The sequence below is a fragment of the Xanthomonas citri pv. citri genome (assembly GCF_000961215.1).
Lineage (GTDB): Bacteria > Pseudomonadota > Gammaproteobacteria > Xanthomonadales > Xanthomonadaceae > Xanthomonas > Xanthomonas cissicola.
Map to the genome: position 1 here is coordinate 3,856,733 of NZ_CP008998.1, position 18,459 is coordinate 3,875,191.

12 protein-coding genes and 1 pseudogene are annotated in these 18,459 nt (G+C 64.0%); 10 read left to right on the forward strand and 3 right to left on the reverse strand.

All coding sequences use genetic code 11. The annotated features are described in order from the left end of the window. Positions 1-8: 8 nt before the first annotated feature. The 3 genes from AMD14_RS17125 to AMD14_RS17135 all read left to right on the forward strand — a co-directional run bounded on the left by AMD14_RS17125 (position 9) and on the right by AMD14_RS17135 (position 3,758). On the forward strand, positions 9-803 hold the full coding sequence (locus AMD14_RS17125) for a thiazole synthase (protein WP_003487184.1): 795 nt from the start codon (positions 9-11) through the stop codon (positions 801-803). Positions 804-1,041: 238 nt separating this feature from the next. Further along, positions 1,042-1,827 (forward strand): tRNA (guanosine(46)-N7)-methyltransferase TrmB, encoded by a 786-nt coding sequence (gene trmB, locus AMD14_RS17130; RefSeq protein WP_011052179.1) that lies wholly within the window; start codon positions 1,042-1,044, stop codon positions 1,825-1,827. 68 nt (positions 1,828-1,895) lie between these two features. Continuing rightward, positions 1,896-3,758, forward strand: coding sequence for an SLC13 family permease (locus tag AMD14_RS17135; protein WP_005914542.1), 1,863 nt, complete (start codon positions 1,896-1,898; stop codon positions 3,756-3,758). Between the two features lie 60 nt (positions 3,759-3,818). On the opposite strand, the gene AMD14_RS17140 is transcribed toward AMD14_RS17135, so the two are convergent. Continuing rightward, positions 3,819-4,160: a Rieske (2Fe-2S) protein gene (locus tag AMD14_RS17140; protein ID WP_005929932.1), complete on the reverse strand. Its 342-nt coding sequence runs from the start codon at positions 4,158-4,160 to the stop codon at positions 3,819-3,821. A 265-nt stretch (positions 4,161-4,425) separates the two neighbouring features. On the opposite strand from AMD14_RS17140, the gene AMD14_RS17145 reads away from it, so the two are divergent. From AMD14_RS17145 to AMD14_RS17170, 6 genes and pseudogenes are all read left to right on the forward strand, one after another. Then, the gene (locus AMD14_RS17145) at positions 4,426-4,701 is read left to right on the forward strand and encodes a hypothetical protein (protein ID WP_011052180.1); all 276 of its coding nucleotides are present in this window, start codon (positions 4,426-4,428) and stop codon (positions 4,699-4,701) included. Between the two features lie 155 nt (positions 4,702-4,856). After that, positions 4,857-5,135, forward strand: a pseudogene (locus AMD14_RS25715) (hypothetical protein). Positions 5,136-5,166: 31 nt separating this feature from the next. Then, positions 5,167-5,880 carry a fumarylacetoacetate hydrolase family protein gene (locus tag AMD14_RS17150; RefSeq protein ID WP_011052181.1) on the forward strand — a complete coding sequence of 238 codons (714 nt, stop codon included), beginning with the start codon at positions 5,167-5,169 and terminating at the stop codon, positions 5,878-5,880. A 60-nt stretch (positions 5,881-5,940) separates the two neighbouring features. Beyond that, positions 5,941-6,372, forward strand: coding sequence for a large-conductance mechanosensitive channel protein MscL (gene mscL / locus AMD14_RS17155; RefSeq protein ID WP_003487203.1), 432 nt, complete (start codon positions 5,941-5,943; stop codon positions 6,370-6,372). A 123-nt stretch (positions 6,373-6,495) separates the two neighbouring features. Beyond that, the gene (locus AMD14_RS17160) at positions 6,496-7,914 is read left to right on the forward strand and encodes a M20/M25/M40 family metallo-hydrolase (protein ID WP_011052182.1); all 1,419 of its coding nucleotides are present in this window, start codon (positions 6,496-6,498) and stop codon (positions 7,912-7,914) included. 352 nt (positions 7,915-8,266) lie between these two features. Further along, the gene (locus AMD14_RS17170) at positions 8,267-9,319 is read left to right on the forward strand and encodes a LacI family DNA-binding transcriptional regulator (protein WP_011052183.1); all 1,053 of its coding nucleotides are present in this window, start codon (positions 8,267-8,269) and stop codon (positions 9,317-9,319) included. A 369-nt stretch (positions 9,320-9,688) separates the two neighbouring features. Here AMD14_RS17170 and AMD14_RS17175 read toward each other — a convergent pair whose 3' ends face one another. Together AMD14_RS17175 and AMD14_RS17180 are read right to left on the reverse strand one after the other, a co-directional pair. Next, positions 9,689-12,625, reverse strand: a complete 2,937-nt coding sequence (locus tag AMD14_RS17175) for a TonB-dependent receptor (RefSeq protein WP_011052184.1) — start codon at positions 12,623-12,625, stop codon at positions 9,689-9,691. Positions 12,626-12,764: 139 nt separating this feature from the next. Then, positions 12,765-16,232 (reverse strand): glycosyl hydrolase 2 galactose-binding domain-containing protein, encoded by a 3,468-nt coding sequence (locus AMD14_RS17180; RefSeq protein WP_015471689.1) that lies wholly within the window; start codon positions 16,230-16,232, stop codon positions 12,765-12,767. A gap of 217 nt (positions 16,233-16,449) precedes the next feature. Between AMD14_RS17180 and AMD14_RS17185 the strand changes: the two genes are divergently transcribed. Further along, positions 16,450-18,414: a glycoside hydrolase family 97 protein gene (locus AMD14_RS17185; RefSeq protein ID WP_011052186.1), complete on the forward strand. Its 1,965-nt coding sequence runs from the start codon at positions 16,450-16,452 to the stop codon at positions 18,412-18,414. Positions 18,415-18,459: the final 45 nt, after the last annotated feature.

An 18,459-nucleotide genomic window follows, 5' to 3' on the forward strand; every position in this document is an offset into this window, starting at 1 on the left:
ATTGCCGCATGACGAATCCCGCCCCCTCTGATGCGCTGGTCATCGCCGGCAAACACTACCGTTCGCGCCTGCTCACCGGCACCGGCAAGTTCAAGGATCTGGACGAAACCCGCCTGGCCACCGAAGCCGCCGCGGCCGAAATCGTCACTGTCGCCATTCGCCGGGTGAATATTGGCCAGGACCCCAACGCACCCAGCCTGCTGGATGTGCTGCCGCCGGAGCGCTACACGCTGCTGCCCAACACCGCCGGCTGCTACACCGCCGAGGACGCGGTGCGCACGTGCCGGCTGGCGCGCGAACTGCTGGACGGCCACAACCTCACCAAGCTGGAAGTGCTCGGCGACGAGAAGACGCTGTACCCGGATGTGGTGCAGACGCTCAAGGCCGCCGAACAACTGGTCGCCGATGGTTTCGAGGTGATGGTCTACACCTCCGACGACCCGATCCTGGCCAAGCGCCTGGAAGACATCGGCTGCGTGGCGGTGATGCCGCTAGCCGCGCCGATCGGCTCGGGGCTGGGCATCCAGAACAAGTACAACCTGCTGGAAATCATCGAGAACGCCAAGGTGCCGATCATCGTGGATGCCGGGGTGGGCACCGCCTCGGATGCGGCGATTGCCATGGAGCTGGGCTGCGATGGCGTGCTGATGAATACCGCCATTGCCGGTGCGCGCGACCCGATCCTGATGGCCAGCGCGATGCGCAAGGCGATCGAGGCCGGACGCGAGGCGTTCCTGGCCGGGCGGATTCCACGCAAGCGCTATGCATCGGCGTCGAGCCCGGTGGATGGTGTGATTGGATGATGGGGCGGTCTGCGTTGACATTGCGGCCGAGGCGCAATGATTGGCAGTGCGGCGTGCGGAATATGACCGCTGCCAGATCGCGCGTTGCTACGAGCGCCCCCTCACGCCATACCCTCACCCCAACCCCCAGCCCGCGCCTGCGTCGCGGGCGCTCCCAGGCACGCGCGCCCATGGCGCGCAAACCGTGCCTCCTCGCCCCGGTCGGAGAGGGGCTTTCGTTTCGCTGATGACCTAATTCATGACTGATCCTTTCACAAGCGACGGCGCCAAGATGCCGCCCAAGCCCTTCACCATCGAAGAGGGGCGCCGGCAGGTGCGCAGCTTCGTGCTGCGCCAGGGCCGCTTCACGCCGGCGCAGCAACGTACGTTCGATGCGCTATGGCCACGTTTCGGGCTGGATTACCTCGGTGCGCCACGCGATCTGGCTGCCACCTTCGGACGCGATGCGCACAAGGTGCTGGAAATCGGCTTCGGCAATGGCGCTGCGTTGCGCTTTGCCGCGCAGCAGGACCCAAGCCGCGATTACATCGGCATCGAGGTGCATGCCCCCGGCGTAGGCCGCCTGCTCAACGCGCTGGAGGAAGACGGCAGCACCCATGTGCGCCTGTATCACCACGATGCGGTGGAAGTGCTGGAACACGAGATCGCCGACGGTGCGCTGGACGAAGTGCGTATCTATTTCCCCGATCCATGGCACAAGAAGCGGCACAACAAGCGCCGCCTGATCCAGCCGGCGTTCGCGCAGTTGCTGGTACGCAAGCTGCGCGAGGGCGGCCGCTTGCATGCGGCCACCGACTGGGCCGATTACGCCGAACAGATGTGGGACGTGCTCGATGCCACCCCGGGCCTGGTCAATCGCGCCGGCCCCCGCGGCCACGTCGAACGCCCCACCTGGCGCCCGCAAACCCACTTCGAGACGCGCGGCCAGAAACTCGGCCACGGCGTGTGGGATCTGCTGTACGACCGGGATTCGGGAATCGGGAATCGGGAATCGCAAGAGCAACTGCCTTCGGCATCCGGATAGCGTCTCCTTGCGTCGGCATTACCCGCTTTTCCCATTCTCCATTCCCGACTCCCTATTCCCGGCCCCCAATGGACACCGCGCTGACGCTGACCAACGATATGAAGCTCGTCCTCGGGCTGGTCGGTTTCACGATGGCGATGTTCCTGTTCGAGCGCATTCGCGCCGACGTGGTGGCGTTGATCGTGCTGGTGGTCTTGGGCGTCACCGGGCTGGTGGCGCCGGAAGAACTGTTCGGTGGTTTCTCCGGTAATGCGGTGATGAGCATCATCGCCACCACCATTCTGGGCGCGGGGCTGGAGCGCACCGGCGCGTTGAACCGGTTGGCCACCTGGTTGTTGCGGCGTTCGCACGGCAGCGAGCAGCGCCTGATGATGATGACGCTGGCCATCTCCGGCTTGAACTCGTCGTTCATGCAGAACCCGTCGGTGATGGCCTTGTACCTGCCGGTCGCCTCGCGCCTGGCCGCACGCACCGGGCTCACCTTGCAGCGCATGCTGCTGCCGATCGCCGCTGCCATCGTGATGGGCGGCGCGCTCACCATGGTGGGCAATTCGCCGCTGATCCTGCTCAACGACCTGCTGGTCTCGGCCAACAACAACCTGCCCTCGGGTATGGCCAGCATCGAGCCGTTGACGATGTTCGCGCCGCTGCCGATCGGCGTGGCGCTGCTGATCGCCGCACTGCTGTACTTCCGCTTTTACGGCGACCGCAAGCTGATCGAAGAAGAACGCCTGATCAACGAAGGCGTGACGCCCTCCCGCACCGAAAGCTATTTCGCCAAGACCTATGGCATCGACGGCGATGTGTTCGAGCTGACCGTCACCGCCGAAAGCCCGCTGGTGGGCATGACCCTGGGCGAGGCCGAAGCCTTGCACGATGCGCCGTTGCTGCTGGCGCTCAAGACCGGTAACGACACCCGCCTGGCACCGCCGGCCGATATGCGCATCTGGGTCGGCAGCGTGCTCGGCGCGATGGGCCCGCGCCAGGAAGTGGCCGACTTTGCGCAAAACCAGTTCCTGCGCATGTCCTCGCGCCTGCGCAACCTGGGCGATTTGTTCAATCCCAGCCTGGCCGGTATTTCCGAAGCGTTGATTCCGCCGAACTCACGGTTGATCGGCAAGAGCGCCGGCGAATTGCGCCTGCGCAAGCAGGCAGGCATCAGCCTGCTGGCGATCAACCGCGACAAGCAGGTCATCCGCGAAGACGTGCGCAACGTGCCGCTGCGCGCCGGCGACATGCTGGTCTTCCACAGCATCTGGCAGGACTTGGTGCAGGCGGCGGAAAGCCGCGATTTCGTGCCGGTGACCGACTTCCCCAAAGGCGAGCAGCGCCCGCACAAGTTCAAGATCGCGATGGCGATCTTCGCCTTCACCATCCTGATTGCGCTGACCTCGCGCCTGCCGGTGGCCCTGACGCTGATGACCGGCGTGGCCTGCATGCTGGTCAGCGGCGTGCTGCGCATGGACGAGGCCTACGCGTCGATCAACTGGAAGACCATCTTCATGATGGCCGGGCTGATTCCGCTGGGCTGGGCAATGGACAGCAGCGGCACCGCGGCCTGGGTGGCCGGCCACACCATCGACCGCCTGCCCGAAGGCATCCCGGTGTGGGCGCTGGAAATCAGCCTGGCCTTGTTGACCACCGCCTTCTCGCTGGTGATCAGCCACGTCGGCGCCACCATCGTGATGGTGCCGATCGCGGTCAATCTGGCGTTGGCGGCCAACGGCAACCCGACCGCGTTCGCGCTGATCGTGGCGTTGTCGGCGTCCAACAATCTGATGACCGCGTCCAATCCGGTCATCTCGATGGTGGCCGGCCCCGCCAATTATCAACCGCGCGAATTGTGGCGCGTGGGCGCGCCACTGTCGCTGATCTACATCGTGGTGATGGTGTCGATGATCAACCTGATGTTCTGGTGGGCGGCGCGCTGATTCGGCGTTGCGCTTTTTTCGAGCGGCTGACAAAGCGCCATCAGCAATCGTTCCTGGCGCTTACCCCAGCAGCACCTGCTCATCTTCAACCCGAACCGGCACCGCAAACAGCGATTGACCACGACACGGGCCGCTGACGCATTCGCCACCGCTCAATTCGAATGCCGCACCGTGCGCGGCGCAGACCAACTGCCCTTCCTTGGTCTTGAGGAATTGCCCCGGCGCCCAATCCAGCCGGCGGCCGGCATGCGGGCAGATGTTCAACCAGGCACGGACCTGGGCGCCTTCGCGATACAGCACCAGCGATTCGGTACCGCTCTCCAGGAGTGCTTCGACTTCCAGAAACCCGGCATCGGGAATCTGCGTCAACGTGGCAAGCGTGGTGGGCGATGGCAACGACATGCAGGCGACCGGAAACGATGGGCGATGGGGCCTGGATTGTGGCATGCGGGCCTTGCAGCACTGGCAGCCTTAGGCAGCCCCGGGGTGAGCGCGGACAACGCGATTCCTCGGACAACAGGCCACAACCGGCCGTATGAGCTCCCATCCGCGCATGCCGCACGTGATCCTCTTCGCAAATTGCAGCACCGATTAACGAACTTTTCACTCAATGACATGAAACCGCAACGATACTGCGCGCTCGTTTCCTGCCCGGCAGCCCACCGCCATGCCCGCACGCATCTTCCAATTCGGCAACTTCCACCACCTGTTTGCGCCGCGCAAGCCGCGTCACCCGTTGGTGCGCGTTGCCGCCGGCCTGGCTGGTCTGGCGATCCTTGCGGTGCTGATCTTCTTCAGCGTGTTCGTTGGCGCAGCGATGATCCTGGGTGGCATCGCCTGGAAGCTGTTGAGCAAGTCGAACCGCCGCACGCCGCAGCAGGCACGCGTGGTCGACGTCGAGTACCACGTGGTGCGCAAGCCGGCGTTGCCGTTGTCGCACTGACACCTGGCTGCCTGCATTGCTGCGCCGCCGTCTAGGCCTGCGCAGCAGGTGCCGGGGTTTGCTCGATGCCTGCATCGATGATGATGTGATTCCAGCAAGCCACACGTGGCGTCTGATGGCTTGCCACGCGTTGAGCAGTGCCATGTCGCCGGGTGATGCGCTGCGCTGATGGCCAGACGCGCATTTGGTGCTGCATCGAGCACCAGTTCATCGATCTGCGCGCACTGCTTCTCAATGCCGCATCAATGCGCACCGCGCCCGCATCGGACGCCAGCGGCGCGCTGCCAGCCCTGTAGTGGGTTCGCAATCGTCTGGTACGCGTTGTCATCACGCGTCGATACGGCTGTCTGCCGTCTTGCACGCGCTGCCAGCCCGGCCGTGTCGTGCGCTGGATGCACGCGTCATGGTTCCGTCGTACACAGGCGAACCGCTAGACTCACCTGCCCGTATGTTGAGGATGCGCGCATGACCCACGATGTGATTCCCGCCGCCGATGTTCCGCGCATTCCTGTGGTGGGTGGTGGCAGTTTTCCGGTGCATCGCATCTACTGCGTGGGGCGCAACTTTGCCGACCATGCGCGCGAGATGGGCGCCACCGCACCAGCCTCCAAGGCCGAGCGTGGCCAGCCGACTTTTTTCATGAAGCCTGCCGATGCCATCGTGGTCGGCCACGGCGACCACATCCCCTACCCGCCTGGCACCAAGGAACTGCACCATGAAGTGGAACTGGTGGTGGCGCTGGGCAGCGATGCGCCGGCCGGCGAGTTGCCGGTGGCACAGGCCGAACGCCTGATCTACGGCTACGGCGTGGGCCTGGATCTGACCCGTCGCGACTTGCAGGCCGCTGCCAAGGCCAAGGGCTTGCCGTGGGATATCGCGAAGGGCTTCGATCACTCCGCACCGATCAGCGAGCTGGTGCATGCCGGCGAAGTCGGCGCGCTGGAGGCGCTGAATCTGTCGCTGGAGGTCAACGGCCAGGTCCGTCAGCAGTCGTTGCTGGATCAAATGATCTGGAACGTGCCGGAGATCCTGCACGAGCTTTCCAAACTGTATGCACTGCGCGCAGGCGATCTGATTTTCATGGGCACGCCGGCCGGCGTCGGCCCGTTGCTGCCAGGCGACCAGTTCAGTGCGCGCCTGGAGAACGTCGCCGAGCGCCACGGCATCATCGCGGGCTGACATCGCACCGGCTACGATCGGGCTGCGGCAGTTGGTCCGCGACCGCAGTTGGAGTGCACTATGGGAATGGTCAGCGAATTCAAGCAATTCGCAATGCGCGGCAATGTCATCGACCTGGCGGTCGGTGTGGTCATTGGTGCGGCGTTCGGCAAGATCGTCACCGCGCTGGTGGAGAAAATCATCATGCCGCCGATCGGTTGGGCCATCGGCAATGTGGATTTTTCGCGCCTGGCGTGGGTGCTCAAGCCGGCCGGCGTCGATGCCACCGGCAAGGAGATCCCAGCCGTTGCCATTGGCTACGGCGATTTCATCAACACCGTCGTGCAGTTCCTGATCATCGCCTTCGCAATCTTTCTGGTGGTCAAGTTGATCAACCGCGTGACCCATCGCAAGCCGGACGCGCCGAAAGGCCCGAGCGAAGAAGTGCTGTTGCTGCGCGAGATTCGCGACGCGCTCAAGAACGACACGCTCAAGCCGCCGGGCGCGCTATAAGCGGGCACAACCAACTGGCGCATCCTGTGGCGCTTCTTCGCGCAGAACAATGACCTTTCGCACGCAGACGAGGGACCTCGCGCTGATAAGCTCGGGGTCCCCTTGTCGCTGGAGCCGCCCTGCATGCGTCGTCTCGCTGTTGCCATCTCTGCCCTACTCGCCTGCTCCTGCGCACTCGCCGCGCAGACAAGCATCCCCGACAGCGCATTGCGTACCGCAGCGCAGTTGCGCGAGCAGGCGCTGGCCGACGACACCGGCTTTGCGGTGGTCCAATCGTTGACCACCGAAGTGGGCCCGCGCATTGCCGGCGGCGAAGCAGACCCGCGTGCGGTAGCCTGGGCCAAGGCGAAATTCGCTTCACTGGGTTTCGACAAGGTATGGACCGAGCCGGTGACCTTTCCGAAATGGGAGCGTCGCAGCGAACACGCTGCCGTGATCGGCGCGCATGCGCAGCCGCTGACCATCACCGCATTGGGCGGCAGCCCGGGCGGAACCGTCGAGGGCGAAGTGGTGCGTTTCGAAACGTTGGCTGCGTTGCAGGCCGCGCCAGCCGGCTCGCTGGCCGGCAAGATCGCCTTCGTCGATTACCAGATGGTCAAGGCGCGCGACGGCAAGGACTACGGCAATGGCGGCGCTGTGCGCAGCAAGGGACCGTCCGAAGCGATACGCAAGGGGGCCATTGGATTTGTGATGCGCTCGGCCGGCACCGATTCGCACCGCGTGCCGCATACCGGCATCACCCGTTTCGACGAGGGCCTGACGCCGGTGCCGGCTGCAGCGCTGTCGGTACCCGATGCCAACCAGCTCGCGCGGCTCACCGCACTGGGCAGCGCGCGCGTGCGTCTGGCGCTGGATTGCGGCTGGGACGGTACGGCCACCTCCTACAACGTGATCGGCGAAATCACCGGGCGCAGCAAGCCCAAGGAAGTGGTGGTGATCGGCGGGCATCTGGATTCGTGGGATCTGGGCACCGGCGCCATCGACGACGGCGCTGGCGTGGCGATCACGATGGCTGCCGGCCACCTGATCGGCCAACTCAAGCAACCACCCAAGCGCACCATCCGCGTGGTGGCCTTCGCCAACGAGGAGCAGGGTCTGCACGGCGGCAAGGCGTATGCCGCCGCGCACGGCAACGATGCCAAGGACATGGCGCTGCATCAGATTGGCGCGGAAAGCGACTTCGGCGCCGGGCGCATCTATGCGTTCAACACCGGCGCGGCGGCGCCGGACGACTCGCGCGCGGCGACCAAGCAGATTGCCGAGGTGCTGGCACCGCTGGGCATCGCGTATGAACCGAGCAAGGGCGGCCCCGGCCCGGATGTCGGGCCGATTTCCGCCAAGGGTGGAGCCTGGGGGTGGCTGGCGCAGGATGGCACCGACTACTTCGACCTGCACCACACCGCCGACGACACGCTGGACAAGATCGACCCGAAGGCGCTCGCGCAGAACGTGGCCGCCTACACCGTGTTCGCATATCTGGCCGCAGAAGCAGACGGCGATTTCGGCAGCCGCGCCAAGAGCGTGCAACCGCCGAACGAGTGATTGCGAGGACGATGTGGTGCATGCGCCGAACGCTGGATGCGGCAGTGATTTGCTCATTTTCAGGCGGGAGGCGCATGCAGGAATCGCACGATGCCTGGCGCTGCTGCTTGCGTAGATCGGCGCGTTCGTCTGGCGAGTGCGCAGTTGCGATGAAGCGGCTGCCGCTGACCGCGCGTTGTGCCGGGTAGACCCACATCACTTGCTCGGCAGCGGTGCGTACGCGTTGTATTCAGTGGTGACCTGCAGCTGCCGCTGGTACTGCGTGATGTGATTGGTCGGTTGCTTTTCGTTGTCGCTTCACACCTCGAACCTATAGCGCGCATTCGCTCTTACCCCAGGATGAGCACACACAATGGTGGCCAAGCGGCAACGCAGTGCGAACAATGCGGCGACGTTGTTGGATGTCGCCAAACATGCCGGCGTCTCGCCGATGACCGCTTCGCGTGTGATCAACCGTCACCCGCATGTGGGCGAAGCGATGCGCGCGCGCGTGGAGGCCTCGGTACAGGCATTGGGCTACCGGCCCAATCTCGCCGGCCGTTCGTTGCGGACCAGCGGGCTGCTGCGTATCGGCGTGCTGTACAGCAACCCGAGCGCCGCGTACCTCAATCAATTCATGCTCGGCCTGCTCGAGCAGAGCAGCCTCACCGGCAGCCAGGTCATGGTGGAGAAGTGCGGCGCCATCCGCAGCCAGCGAGCAGCCACCGAGCGCCTGCTCGCTGCCGGCGTCGACGGGGTGATCCTGCCACCGCCGTTATGCGACTCGCGTCAGACCATCACCGAACTCGATGCGCGCGGCATTCCGGTCGTGGCGGTGGCCAGTGGCGCACCGATGGCGCAAATCAGCTCGGTGCGGATCGACGACTACCAGGCTGCGCGCGCCATCGTCGACCACCTGATCGAGCTCGGGCATCGCCGTATTGCGTTGATCAAGGGCGACCCGAAACACACCCCGAGCGTACTGCGCGCAAATGGCTATCTCGACAGCCTGCGCGCTGCCGGCTTATCGGTCGCAGATGGCTTGATCGCCGAGGGCTTGTTCACCTATCACTCCGGGCTCCTCGCCGCGCGCAGCCTGTTGACGCAGCCGCAGCCAGCCACTGCGATCTTCTGCAGCAACGACGACATGGCGGCCGCAGCGGTCGCGGTCGCGCATGGATTGGGCTTGCGCGTGCCCGAAGATGTCTCCATCGCCGGCTTCGACGATACGCCGGTGGCCACCACCATCTGGCCCGAGCTCACCACCGTGCATCAACCGGTCACCGCCATGGGGCGCGCTGCTGTGTCACTGCTGGCCGACGCGGTGCGTCAACGCCGCAAGGGCGACACCGCACCCGGCGTGCATCAGGTGATGAAATACACGCTGGTCAAGCGTGGCTCGACGGCAGGGCCGTCGAAGACATAGCGCGACAGCGCACCATCGCCATCCCGGTTCGGCACAGGCGCACCATCTCCATCTGCGCGCACGCTGCGCCGTCGCAGCCAACCGCCGCCCTTTCAACAGCAATCAGACCGACAGTTGCAGCATTCCATTGCCGGCATGAAGCACAGACGCCCACGCAATCACGCAAAAAAACGGCCACATCGCTTCCCGACGATGTAGCCGAATGGGAGGGTATTCGACGTCACCGCCGAACGTACTGCAGCGCCGTATAGAACGGCGACGGGAAGAACGCGCAATGACCGCTTGGAGAGGAACGAGGAGAACCCCAGTTGCGGCACCGTGCGGGGATGCGCCGTGCCGCACATCAGTGTCTTGCATCAGCGCATGGCATCAGAAGCGCAAACGCAGACCCGCGTAGTAGCGACGCTCGAAGATGTTCTGGTCGAAATAATGATTGGTCCACTGCGCATAACGGCGCTCGCTTTCGCCGGTGAGGTTGGTGGCTTGGGCGTACAAGGTCAGGTGGTCGTTGACGTCATAGCTCAACGACGCGTCCAGATAGCCGACGTCGTCGTTCCAGATCGCCAGCTCGTCGCCCCATGCGGAACTGTTGACCTGACTGAAGCGCTTGCTGCGCCAGTTGTAGGCAACGCGTGCCTGCAGCTTGTCCTTCTGATACCACAGCACCGCGTTGGCCTGATGCTTGGAGTTGTCGCCGATCGGCAGCGTGTTGCCGTCGATATCGGTGTTATCGGTATCGGCATCGGAGAAGGTGTAGTTGATGTTGGTCCCGAAGCCGCTTAGCCAGCCCGGCAGGAAATCGAAAGCCTGCTGGTAGCCGATTTCGAAGCCCTTGATCTTGCCGCCGCCGCCATTGACGATGCGCTCCACCGGGCCGCCCGCACGCACGACGCCATCGGCATCGGGCAAGGGCTCGATGTTGGTAACGGTGGTGGGGAACGACTTCACGTCGATCAGGAACGCACCCACGCTGATCAACGAGGCGTCGGCGAAATACCATTCCCACGAGGCGTTGTAGTTGGTGGCGCGATACGGATCCAGATCCGGATTGCCCGAACGGCCATTGAGGAACAGCACCGCATCCGATGGCAGCGACGGATTACGCGGCGGCGTGCCATTCACGGCGTAGAAGCTCACCAGACCACGGCCCAGATCGGGTAGATCCTGACGCGCAACCGCCTTGTTGTAGGCGAAACGCAGCTTCTGCGCATCGGTGATGTCCAGCGACAGGTTCGCGCTAGGCAGCACATCGGTGTACTGGCGATTGAGACGGTTGGTGCCGATCGCAGGACTGACGCCATTCCACTCGACATTGCCGATATAGACATTGCCGCTGCTCAAATACTGGTCGATCGCCAGCTTGGTCTGAACGATGCGTGCACCGATGTTGGCCGTCCACGGCACGCGCGTGCCGGTGCCGCCCTCCAGGTTGGCCATAAAATAGGCCGAGCTGGTTTTTTCGGTGACTTGGTAGGAATCGGCTGCCTGCTGATACGCCACGTTGCCCGGATACAGGCTATTGAGATAAGCAACCGGGTCCTTCATCGCCTGCGGGTTGATGGCAGGCAGCCCCTGGCTGCTAAGGCCGGTGACCTTGAGCGGATCGAAGTCGTTGAAATACGCCCAATAGCCGGGAATCGAATTGAATGGCAGCAATCGCGCCTCGGACACGCCGCTGCAGGTATCCACGATCAGCGGATCCTTGTAGTAGTACAGCGAACGGTTCGGGTCGGCACAGCTGGACGACACCGGCGACAGATAACGATAGGTATCGAGCTTGAAATCGCGCTCGCCATAGCGAATGCCGAACTGGAAGCCGCGCACCACGCCCTCGTCGAACTCGAAGGTGCCATCGGCGCGGAATGCGTCCATCTTGGCCTCGATCTTGTTGCCCTGCGCCCAGGTGGACATCAGCTGCCAATTGTCTGGATTGGACACATCGGTCGCGAGGTTGACCGCCGGGTAGGTGCCGCGGAAATCCACCGATGCATCCACGGTGGGCAGGCCATTGACGTTGGCCCACTGGGTCACGCCGCCGGCCCGTGGAATCTGGTCGCCGCGCGTCACCGCTGCATCGGCACGCGCTTCGTCGTAGGTGCGCTGCGCATCGCCGTGCACCCAGCGGAACGAGGCACGGAATGGACCACCATCGTCGTAACGCAATTCCAGATTGGTGTTGAGCGCATCCGAATCCGCCACCCCGGCCATCGAATGCGCCTGAAAGCGGTTGTAACGGAAATTGCCGTACTCCAATACGCCGTTGGGATCGACCACCGACCCCGGCTGCAACTGGTTGGTCGCCCAACCGGTATGCAATTGTGCGGCCACCGAGGTGTCATGGTCTTCGAGCTTGGTGTAGGCGGCGTCCGCCAGCACCGTCCACGAATCGTTGATGTTGAACTGGAACGAGCCGTTGACGCCGGTGCGCTGGCGATCGGTGCTGCGGTTATCCAGTTCGGTGGCCACCCAATTGTAGAAGTAGTCGCGTGGCAGATTGCCTGGGTCGGTATTGCTGCCGATACGTCCATCGCCGTTGAAGTCGAAGCCGACGTTCTGTTCGGTGGATTTCTGTGCGCCGTTGGAATACACGCTGGGATGCTTGTTTTCCAGCGTGGCATCCGAATACGACACCGCCAGCAACGCGCCCCAACGCGCGGTGCGAAAGCTGGCCAGCCCCGAGTACAGCTCGTTGGCCTTCTGCACGCGATCGCCGTACGAGCCTTCGGCCTGGCCGCTGAAGGTCCAGCCTTCCGGCAGGTCGAACGGGCGCCGCGTCTTCAGCGAGACCGTGCCGCTGATGCCGCCATCCAGATCGGCGGCAGTGGGCGACTTGATCACATCCACGCCACTGAACAGCGTGGGCGGGATATCCACGAAATCCGGCTGCGCGCGGCCGATGTTCGGCTGACCATATTGATCGCCGCCGCCGGCACTCAAGTACAACTCGCCGTTCATGGTGGTCTGCACCTGCGGCATGCCACGGATATTGAGCTGCGAACCTTCGCCGGCCGAGCGCCGGATCTGCACCCCAGGCACGCGCTGCAGCGAATCGGTGATGGTGACGTCGGGCAATTTGCCGATGTCTTCGGCAGAGATCGAATCGATGATCTGCGCGGCGCTGCGCTTGTTTTCGATGGCTTCGGCCTGCGCGCCTCGCACGCCCTTGACCATCACCTTGTCCAGTTCGGTGACGCCTGGAGTGGTGGCGGTGTCCTGCGCGCTTGCGCCGCCGGCAAGCAGGGTGAGCGCAGCCGCAAGCGCGGCCGCCAATGGGGTGCGACGGGTGTTCGAATGCAGCTTGTTCATGGTCCCCTCCCAGGGATGACAAATCCACGACCGTTTCGACTGGCATTACCGGCACGGCAACGCAGTATTGGCTGACGCACCAGGCGGTGCGTCAGTGAGAGCGTCGTGCACGGCACGGCGCGGCAACACGCAGACGTCGCTACGGAGCCCCGTTGGCGACGCCTGTCGATGGTTCGGCATTCCAGCCACGCAGTTGCAGCGTGGCGTTGCGCAAGGTGGCTGCGGACGGGCCGCGAATGTCCACCACGCGCTCTTCGCCTGGTACCAGGCTCAGATAGTTGTCGCTGTAATAGGCCGGCAGGATGCGTTGGCCTTGCGCATCCACCAGGGTCAACTTGGTGTTGAGGGCCACCTGCTGCGACGGGTTGCGGACAGTGGCGCGCAGCACGGCCTCGTTGCCCTGCTGCAATTGCGTGGTGAGCTGCAGCGGCACTTTTGCGAGCGCATCCAGCCCGCGCATCGCCACCGCATCGCGCGCTACCCAATAGAAGTTGCGCGAACGCACTATCGCGTCGCGATCGAGCAACTGCAGCCGCACAAAGCCCAACCCGTTGGTGTCCTTCAGCGATGGTGCCAACTGCAGCACTGGCGCCGACACTGCCACCGCAGCGGCGTCCAGCGCCTGTTCACGCTGTTGCAGCAGCTTGCCGTCACTGGCGTACACCTGCGCACGCACGCGCAATCCACGCGCCGGCGTGGCAGCGTTGTTGACCACGACCACTTCGTACCCCGGCAGATTCATCTGCACATGCAGGATCTCGGCTGCATTGCGCACGCCGTAATACGCGGCGTGGGTGTCGTAATCGTGGCTATACACCTGCCACATGTTGCTCGGCCACGCCGGGTGGCTCATCCACAGCAGGCGACCGCTGTTCTTGCTCCACAGTTGCGCGTTGAAGCCTTCGAAGATGGCGCGATGGGTTTCGTAATTGAGCAGCTGCGCCTTGCGCTCGAAATCGGCCAGGCCGGTCGGTGCGCCCAGCTTGTCGGTCAGCGTGCGCATGAAACTATTGGTATCGCCATTCCCGGACTGGTGCCAATCGTGGTAGGCCCAGGCGTCGCTGATTGGCCATTGGTCGCCAACCGCCGGCACCGAGGCCGTGAACGACTCCAGCGTGGAGAACGATGGCGTGCCCACTTCCACCGAGAAGCCCTGCGCCAGCTTGTTGAAGTAGGCCGCCGGCTCGCGATAGTTGTACGGCCCACTGCCCTGCAAATTGATCTCGTTGGAACTGCCGGTGTACCAGCGCGTGCCGTCGAGTTCGGCGACCAGCTTGTCCAGGCCTTCGTTGAGGATGGGGGCCGGCACGCCTTCGTTGCGCCCGAACCACAATACGATGGACGGATGATTGCGGAAGCGTTTGATCACCTCGGCCGCGTTGTCCAGGAACAACGCCGCGTCTGCCGGTTCCATGTTGTAGTTCTGCGTGGACTGCCAGAAATCGTTGAGCACCAACATGCCGTATTCGTCGGCCAGCTCGAAGAAGCTTGCTTCGGTGTTCTGCCCGACCCAGTTGCGCACCACATTGAAGTGCGCCTCGCGTTGCAGGCGGAAGTACGGCTCCAGCCGCTCACGCGACACGCGCTTGCGCCAATCGTCCATGCCCCAGTTACCGCCCTTCACCGCAACGCGTACACCGTTGATGCGGATGACCAGATGCGGGGCCAGCGTGGAATCGTCCAGCTGCTGAACTGCCGGCGAGCCCAGCGCACCGGGATACAGCGACTGCGCGTTGCCGCCGGGTACCGGCCGGATCGCGGCATGGCGTACATCGACGATACGTTCGCCACGCTGGCGGGCCTGGTTGAGATCGACCAGCACACGGCGCAATGCGCCATCGTCGTCGAATAACGACAGCTCGTAGGTCACCTCGCGAATACCGAAGCGCAGCTGCTGCGCATCCGAGCGCGCGCCTGCCACATCGACACTGGTGTGCAATGTATACAGCGCAGGCTCGCCGTAGCCGTTGGGCCACCACAGCCGCGGGTTGACGAGGCGCAACTGTGGCGTATCGCCCGCAGTGAACTTCAGCGTACTGCCGCCGGCCGGCACCGTGACCTGGCGCTGGATGGTCACATCGCCGAAGGCCAACTGCACGCTGCCCTGCACTGCGGCCGGCGTGTCATTGCGCAGCGGCACGTTGATTTCCAGTTCGGCACGTTGATGATCCGGCGCCAAGCGCGCGGTCAGCACCTGGATGTCGCCAAGCGCGAGCGGGCCGCTGGCGTGCAACTGCACGTCCTGCCACAGACCGGCATTACGGTCGCGTACCGCGGGAATCCAGTCCCAACCCTCGCTGGCGATGAAGGTCGGCCCATCCAGGGCCTGCATGCCGCCGTTTTCGCCGACGCCTGCGCTCATCGATTGTTCGTGCGCAATGCCCGGATGCGGTGGCGGCGACACCCGTACCGCAATGACGTTGCGACCTGGCTTGAGCTGCGTGCTGACATCGAAACGACCGCGTGCGAATGCGCCGCGCGTGCGCCCGACCTGCACGCCGTTGACCCAGACTTCGCCGGCATAGTTGATGCCGTTGAACAGCAGTTCCAGACGCTTGCCTTGCGCGGCGGCAGGCAGATCGAAGCTGCTGCGGTACCACCAGTCCTGACGGCTCAGCGCTTCGGGTATGGCCATGTTGTTCAGACCGATATCCGGATCCGGATACACGCCACGGTCGACCAGCGTGGTGAGCACGGTGCCGGGCACGGTCGCCGCACGCCATGACGCACTGCCGGTGGTGTCATCGCGGCGCGACAGCGTGGCGCCGGTCGCTTGACCAAGCTCCGGTGCTGCGGCCAGTTGCCACGCACCCACACGCCAGGATGCGGCATCCAGCGATTGCAGCGCAGGCGCATCCGGTACTGGCTGTGCGACCGGCGCCGGGAACGCTGCGCTGCTGCGCGGCAACGTTGCAGCCGGCTGCGGCGCAAGCTGGCCGGCCATCTGCTTGACCTGCACGCGCCAGCCTGGCGATGCGTCTTCGAAGCGTTGCAGTGCCGGATCCGGCGCGTTTGCGGCAAGCCGTGCAATGGCCTGTGCATCCAGCGCGCCCGCCTGTGCGGTAAAGCCCGCGATATCGCCGCCGAAGTGTTGCGTATACGCCGCCGGCTGCTGGCGTGGACCGAAGACGAGCGTCGGCGCGATGGCGTTCCGCTGCACACGACCGCTGGCGACCTTGCGGCCATTGGCGTACAGGGTCAGGCGAGCGCCTTGGGCAACTGCGGCCACTTGCGTCCAGCTGTCTGCACGCAGGGTTTGCGTACTGCGCAGCACATTGTCGGCGCCCTGCGCAAAGCCGAGTGTGCCGCCATCGATCACGAAGTAGCGGCCTGTGCCTTGCGGATCGCCGATGCCTGCAATCAATGCAGGACCTGTGATCGACCGTGATGGGCGTACCCATCCAGAGACGCTCCAGTCCGCATCCGCGGACAACCACGGCGTCTGGGCGGGGAGCTTCTTGGTCAGCGCAACGCCACCGGCAAGTACGCGCACGTCATACGGACCGGGCGGATCGTCGGCAGGCGCTGCCTCCACTGCAGTCCAACCCATGCAAGCACACAACACCCACAGCGCTCCGCGGCGGAACGCCCTGCGAACCATCAGCATTAGAGGCCTCTCCCAAGCTCTACTGCCACACAACGGTGCACATCGCTTCGATGCAATCGGCAACCCGTCGTGCAGACGTCTGCGTCATGACCTCCGTGATGCCGCCCGTGGCTGCCGCCCCTGTTTCAGCGGCCATGGTGCGAGGTAACGTTACCCCAGCTGGATATCGACAACAACCTTTCTGCGCTAGGGTTGGCAATCCCAGGAGGAGGGAATCATGCGAAACCTGATCCAGTCCGCAGTCCCCACGGCATGCGCGTTGTTGTGTTTGATCGCTGCACCCGCTGCAGCACAGAGCTTGCGCGTGCAATCGCCCGATGCACGCACGCAGGTGGAATTCACGCTACGCGCCGGTGGCGTGCCCAGCTATCGCGTGCTGTATCGCAACACGTTGGTGCTCGACGATGCGTCGCTCGGGCTGGATCTGGGCCGAGGCAACAAGCTCGGCCGTGACATGACGCTACAAAGCAGCACGACCGGACTGCACGACAGCCGCTTCACCTTGGCGGTCGGAAAGACGCGACAGGCACGCGACCATTATCGAGAACTGCGCGTGCAACTGGCCGATACGCAACATCGCAAGCTCAGCATCGAACTGCGTGCGTATGACGACGGCGTTGCGTTTCGTTACGTCCTGCCGGATGCGGGCCAGGTGCGCATTCGCGATGAACTCACCAGCTTCGCGTTTCCGCACGATTACCGCTGCTGGAACTTGAATCTGGGCCGTTTCGGAACCAGCCACGAGGGCGAATACGATGCAATCGCTGCATCCAGATTGCGCGCGCATCATTTGATCGAGTTACCGCTGGTGTGCCAGACCGACGCCAACGGCACCACGCTTGCGATCGGCGAGGCGAACCTGCGCGATTACGCCGGGTTGTATCTCACCGGTCGTTCCGATGGCGGTCTGGGCGTGTCGGCAAAACTGTCGCCGCGCCTGGACGACCCCACGGTGGCGGTCAACATCGATGCCAAGGGCCGCGATTTCGCCACGCCATGGCGGGTGATCATGCTGGCCGACAACCCCGCGAGCCTGATCGAATCCAACCTGATTTCCGCGCTGAATCCGCCGCCCGCCTTCGATGCGAGTTGGGTGCGCTCGGGCAAGTCGGCGTGGGATTGGTGGTCGGGCAGCCTGGCCGGCGGGGTAGCCAACCCGGGCATGAATACCGCCACCATCCAGCGCTATATCGATCACGCGCAGCAGTTGAAACTGCAATACATGCTGATCGACGACGGCTGGTACTACGGCAGCACCGGCGATGGCCAGTACAACGCCGATGCGGATATTCGCCGGCCCGTCGCGCAACTCGACCTGCCCGGCCTGGTGAACTACGCACGCAAGCGCGACGTAGGGCTATGGCTCTGGGCGCACTGGCGCGCGCTCGATGCGCACATGGACGAAGCGCTCACCTGGTATCAGCAACTGGGCATCAAGGGCATCAAGGTCGATTTCATGGACCGCGACGATCAGCAGATGGTGGACTTCTATCACCGCCTGCTGAGCAAGGCTGCCGAGCACAAGTTGTTGGTGGATCTGCACGGTGCGTATCACCCGACCGGGCTGACCCGCACTTATCCGAACTATCTCACCCAAGAGGGCGTGCTCGGCGCCGAGTACAACAAGTGGAGCGCACGCATCACCGCGACCCACAACCTCACCTTGCCGTTTACGCGCATGTTGCTTGGGCCGATGGATTACACCCCTGGCGGCTTCCGCAATGTCCGCCCGGCCGACTTCAAGCCACAGCACTTCGGGCCGCAGGTGATGACCACGCGCGCGCAGCAATTGGCGATGTACGTGGTCTACGAGAGTCCGTTTGCGGTGGTTGCCGACAGTCCCGAGCAATACGAAAACGTGCCTGCCGCGCAGTTCCTGCGTGATGTACCTGCAAGCTGGGACCAGACGCGTGCGCTGGATGGCGCCATCGGAGAGCACATCGCGCTGGCGCGGCGTAGCGGCAAGGACTGGTATGTGGGTGCGATGACCAACGAGCAGGCGCGCACGCTGACCCTGCCGCTCTCCTTCCTGGGCAAAGGCAGCTGGACCGCCACCATTTATACCGATGGAGAGACCCCGAGCGACGTACGCATCGACACACGCAGGCTCACACGTAACGACACGTTGCAGCTTGCGCTTGCTGCAGGCGGCGGCGCTGCAGTGAGGCTGCAAAAAAAGTAAGAGCAGCCATGCTGATAGTGAAGTGAACTGGCACACCTTTGCGCA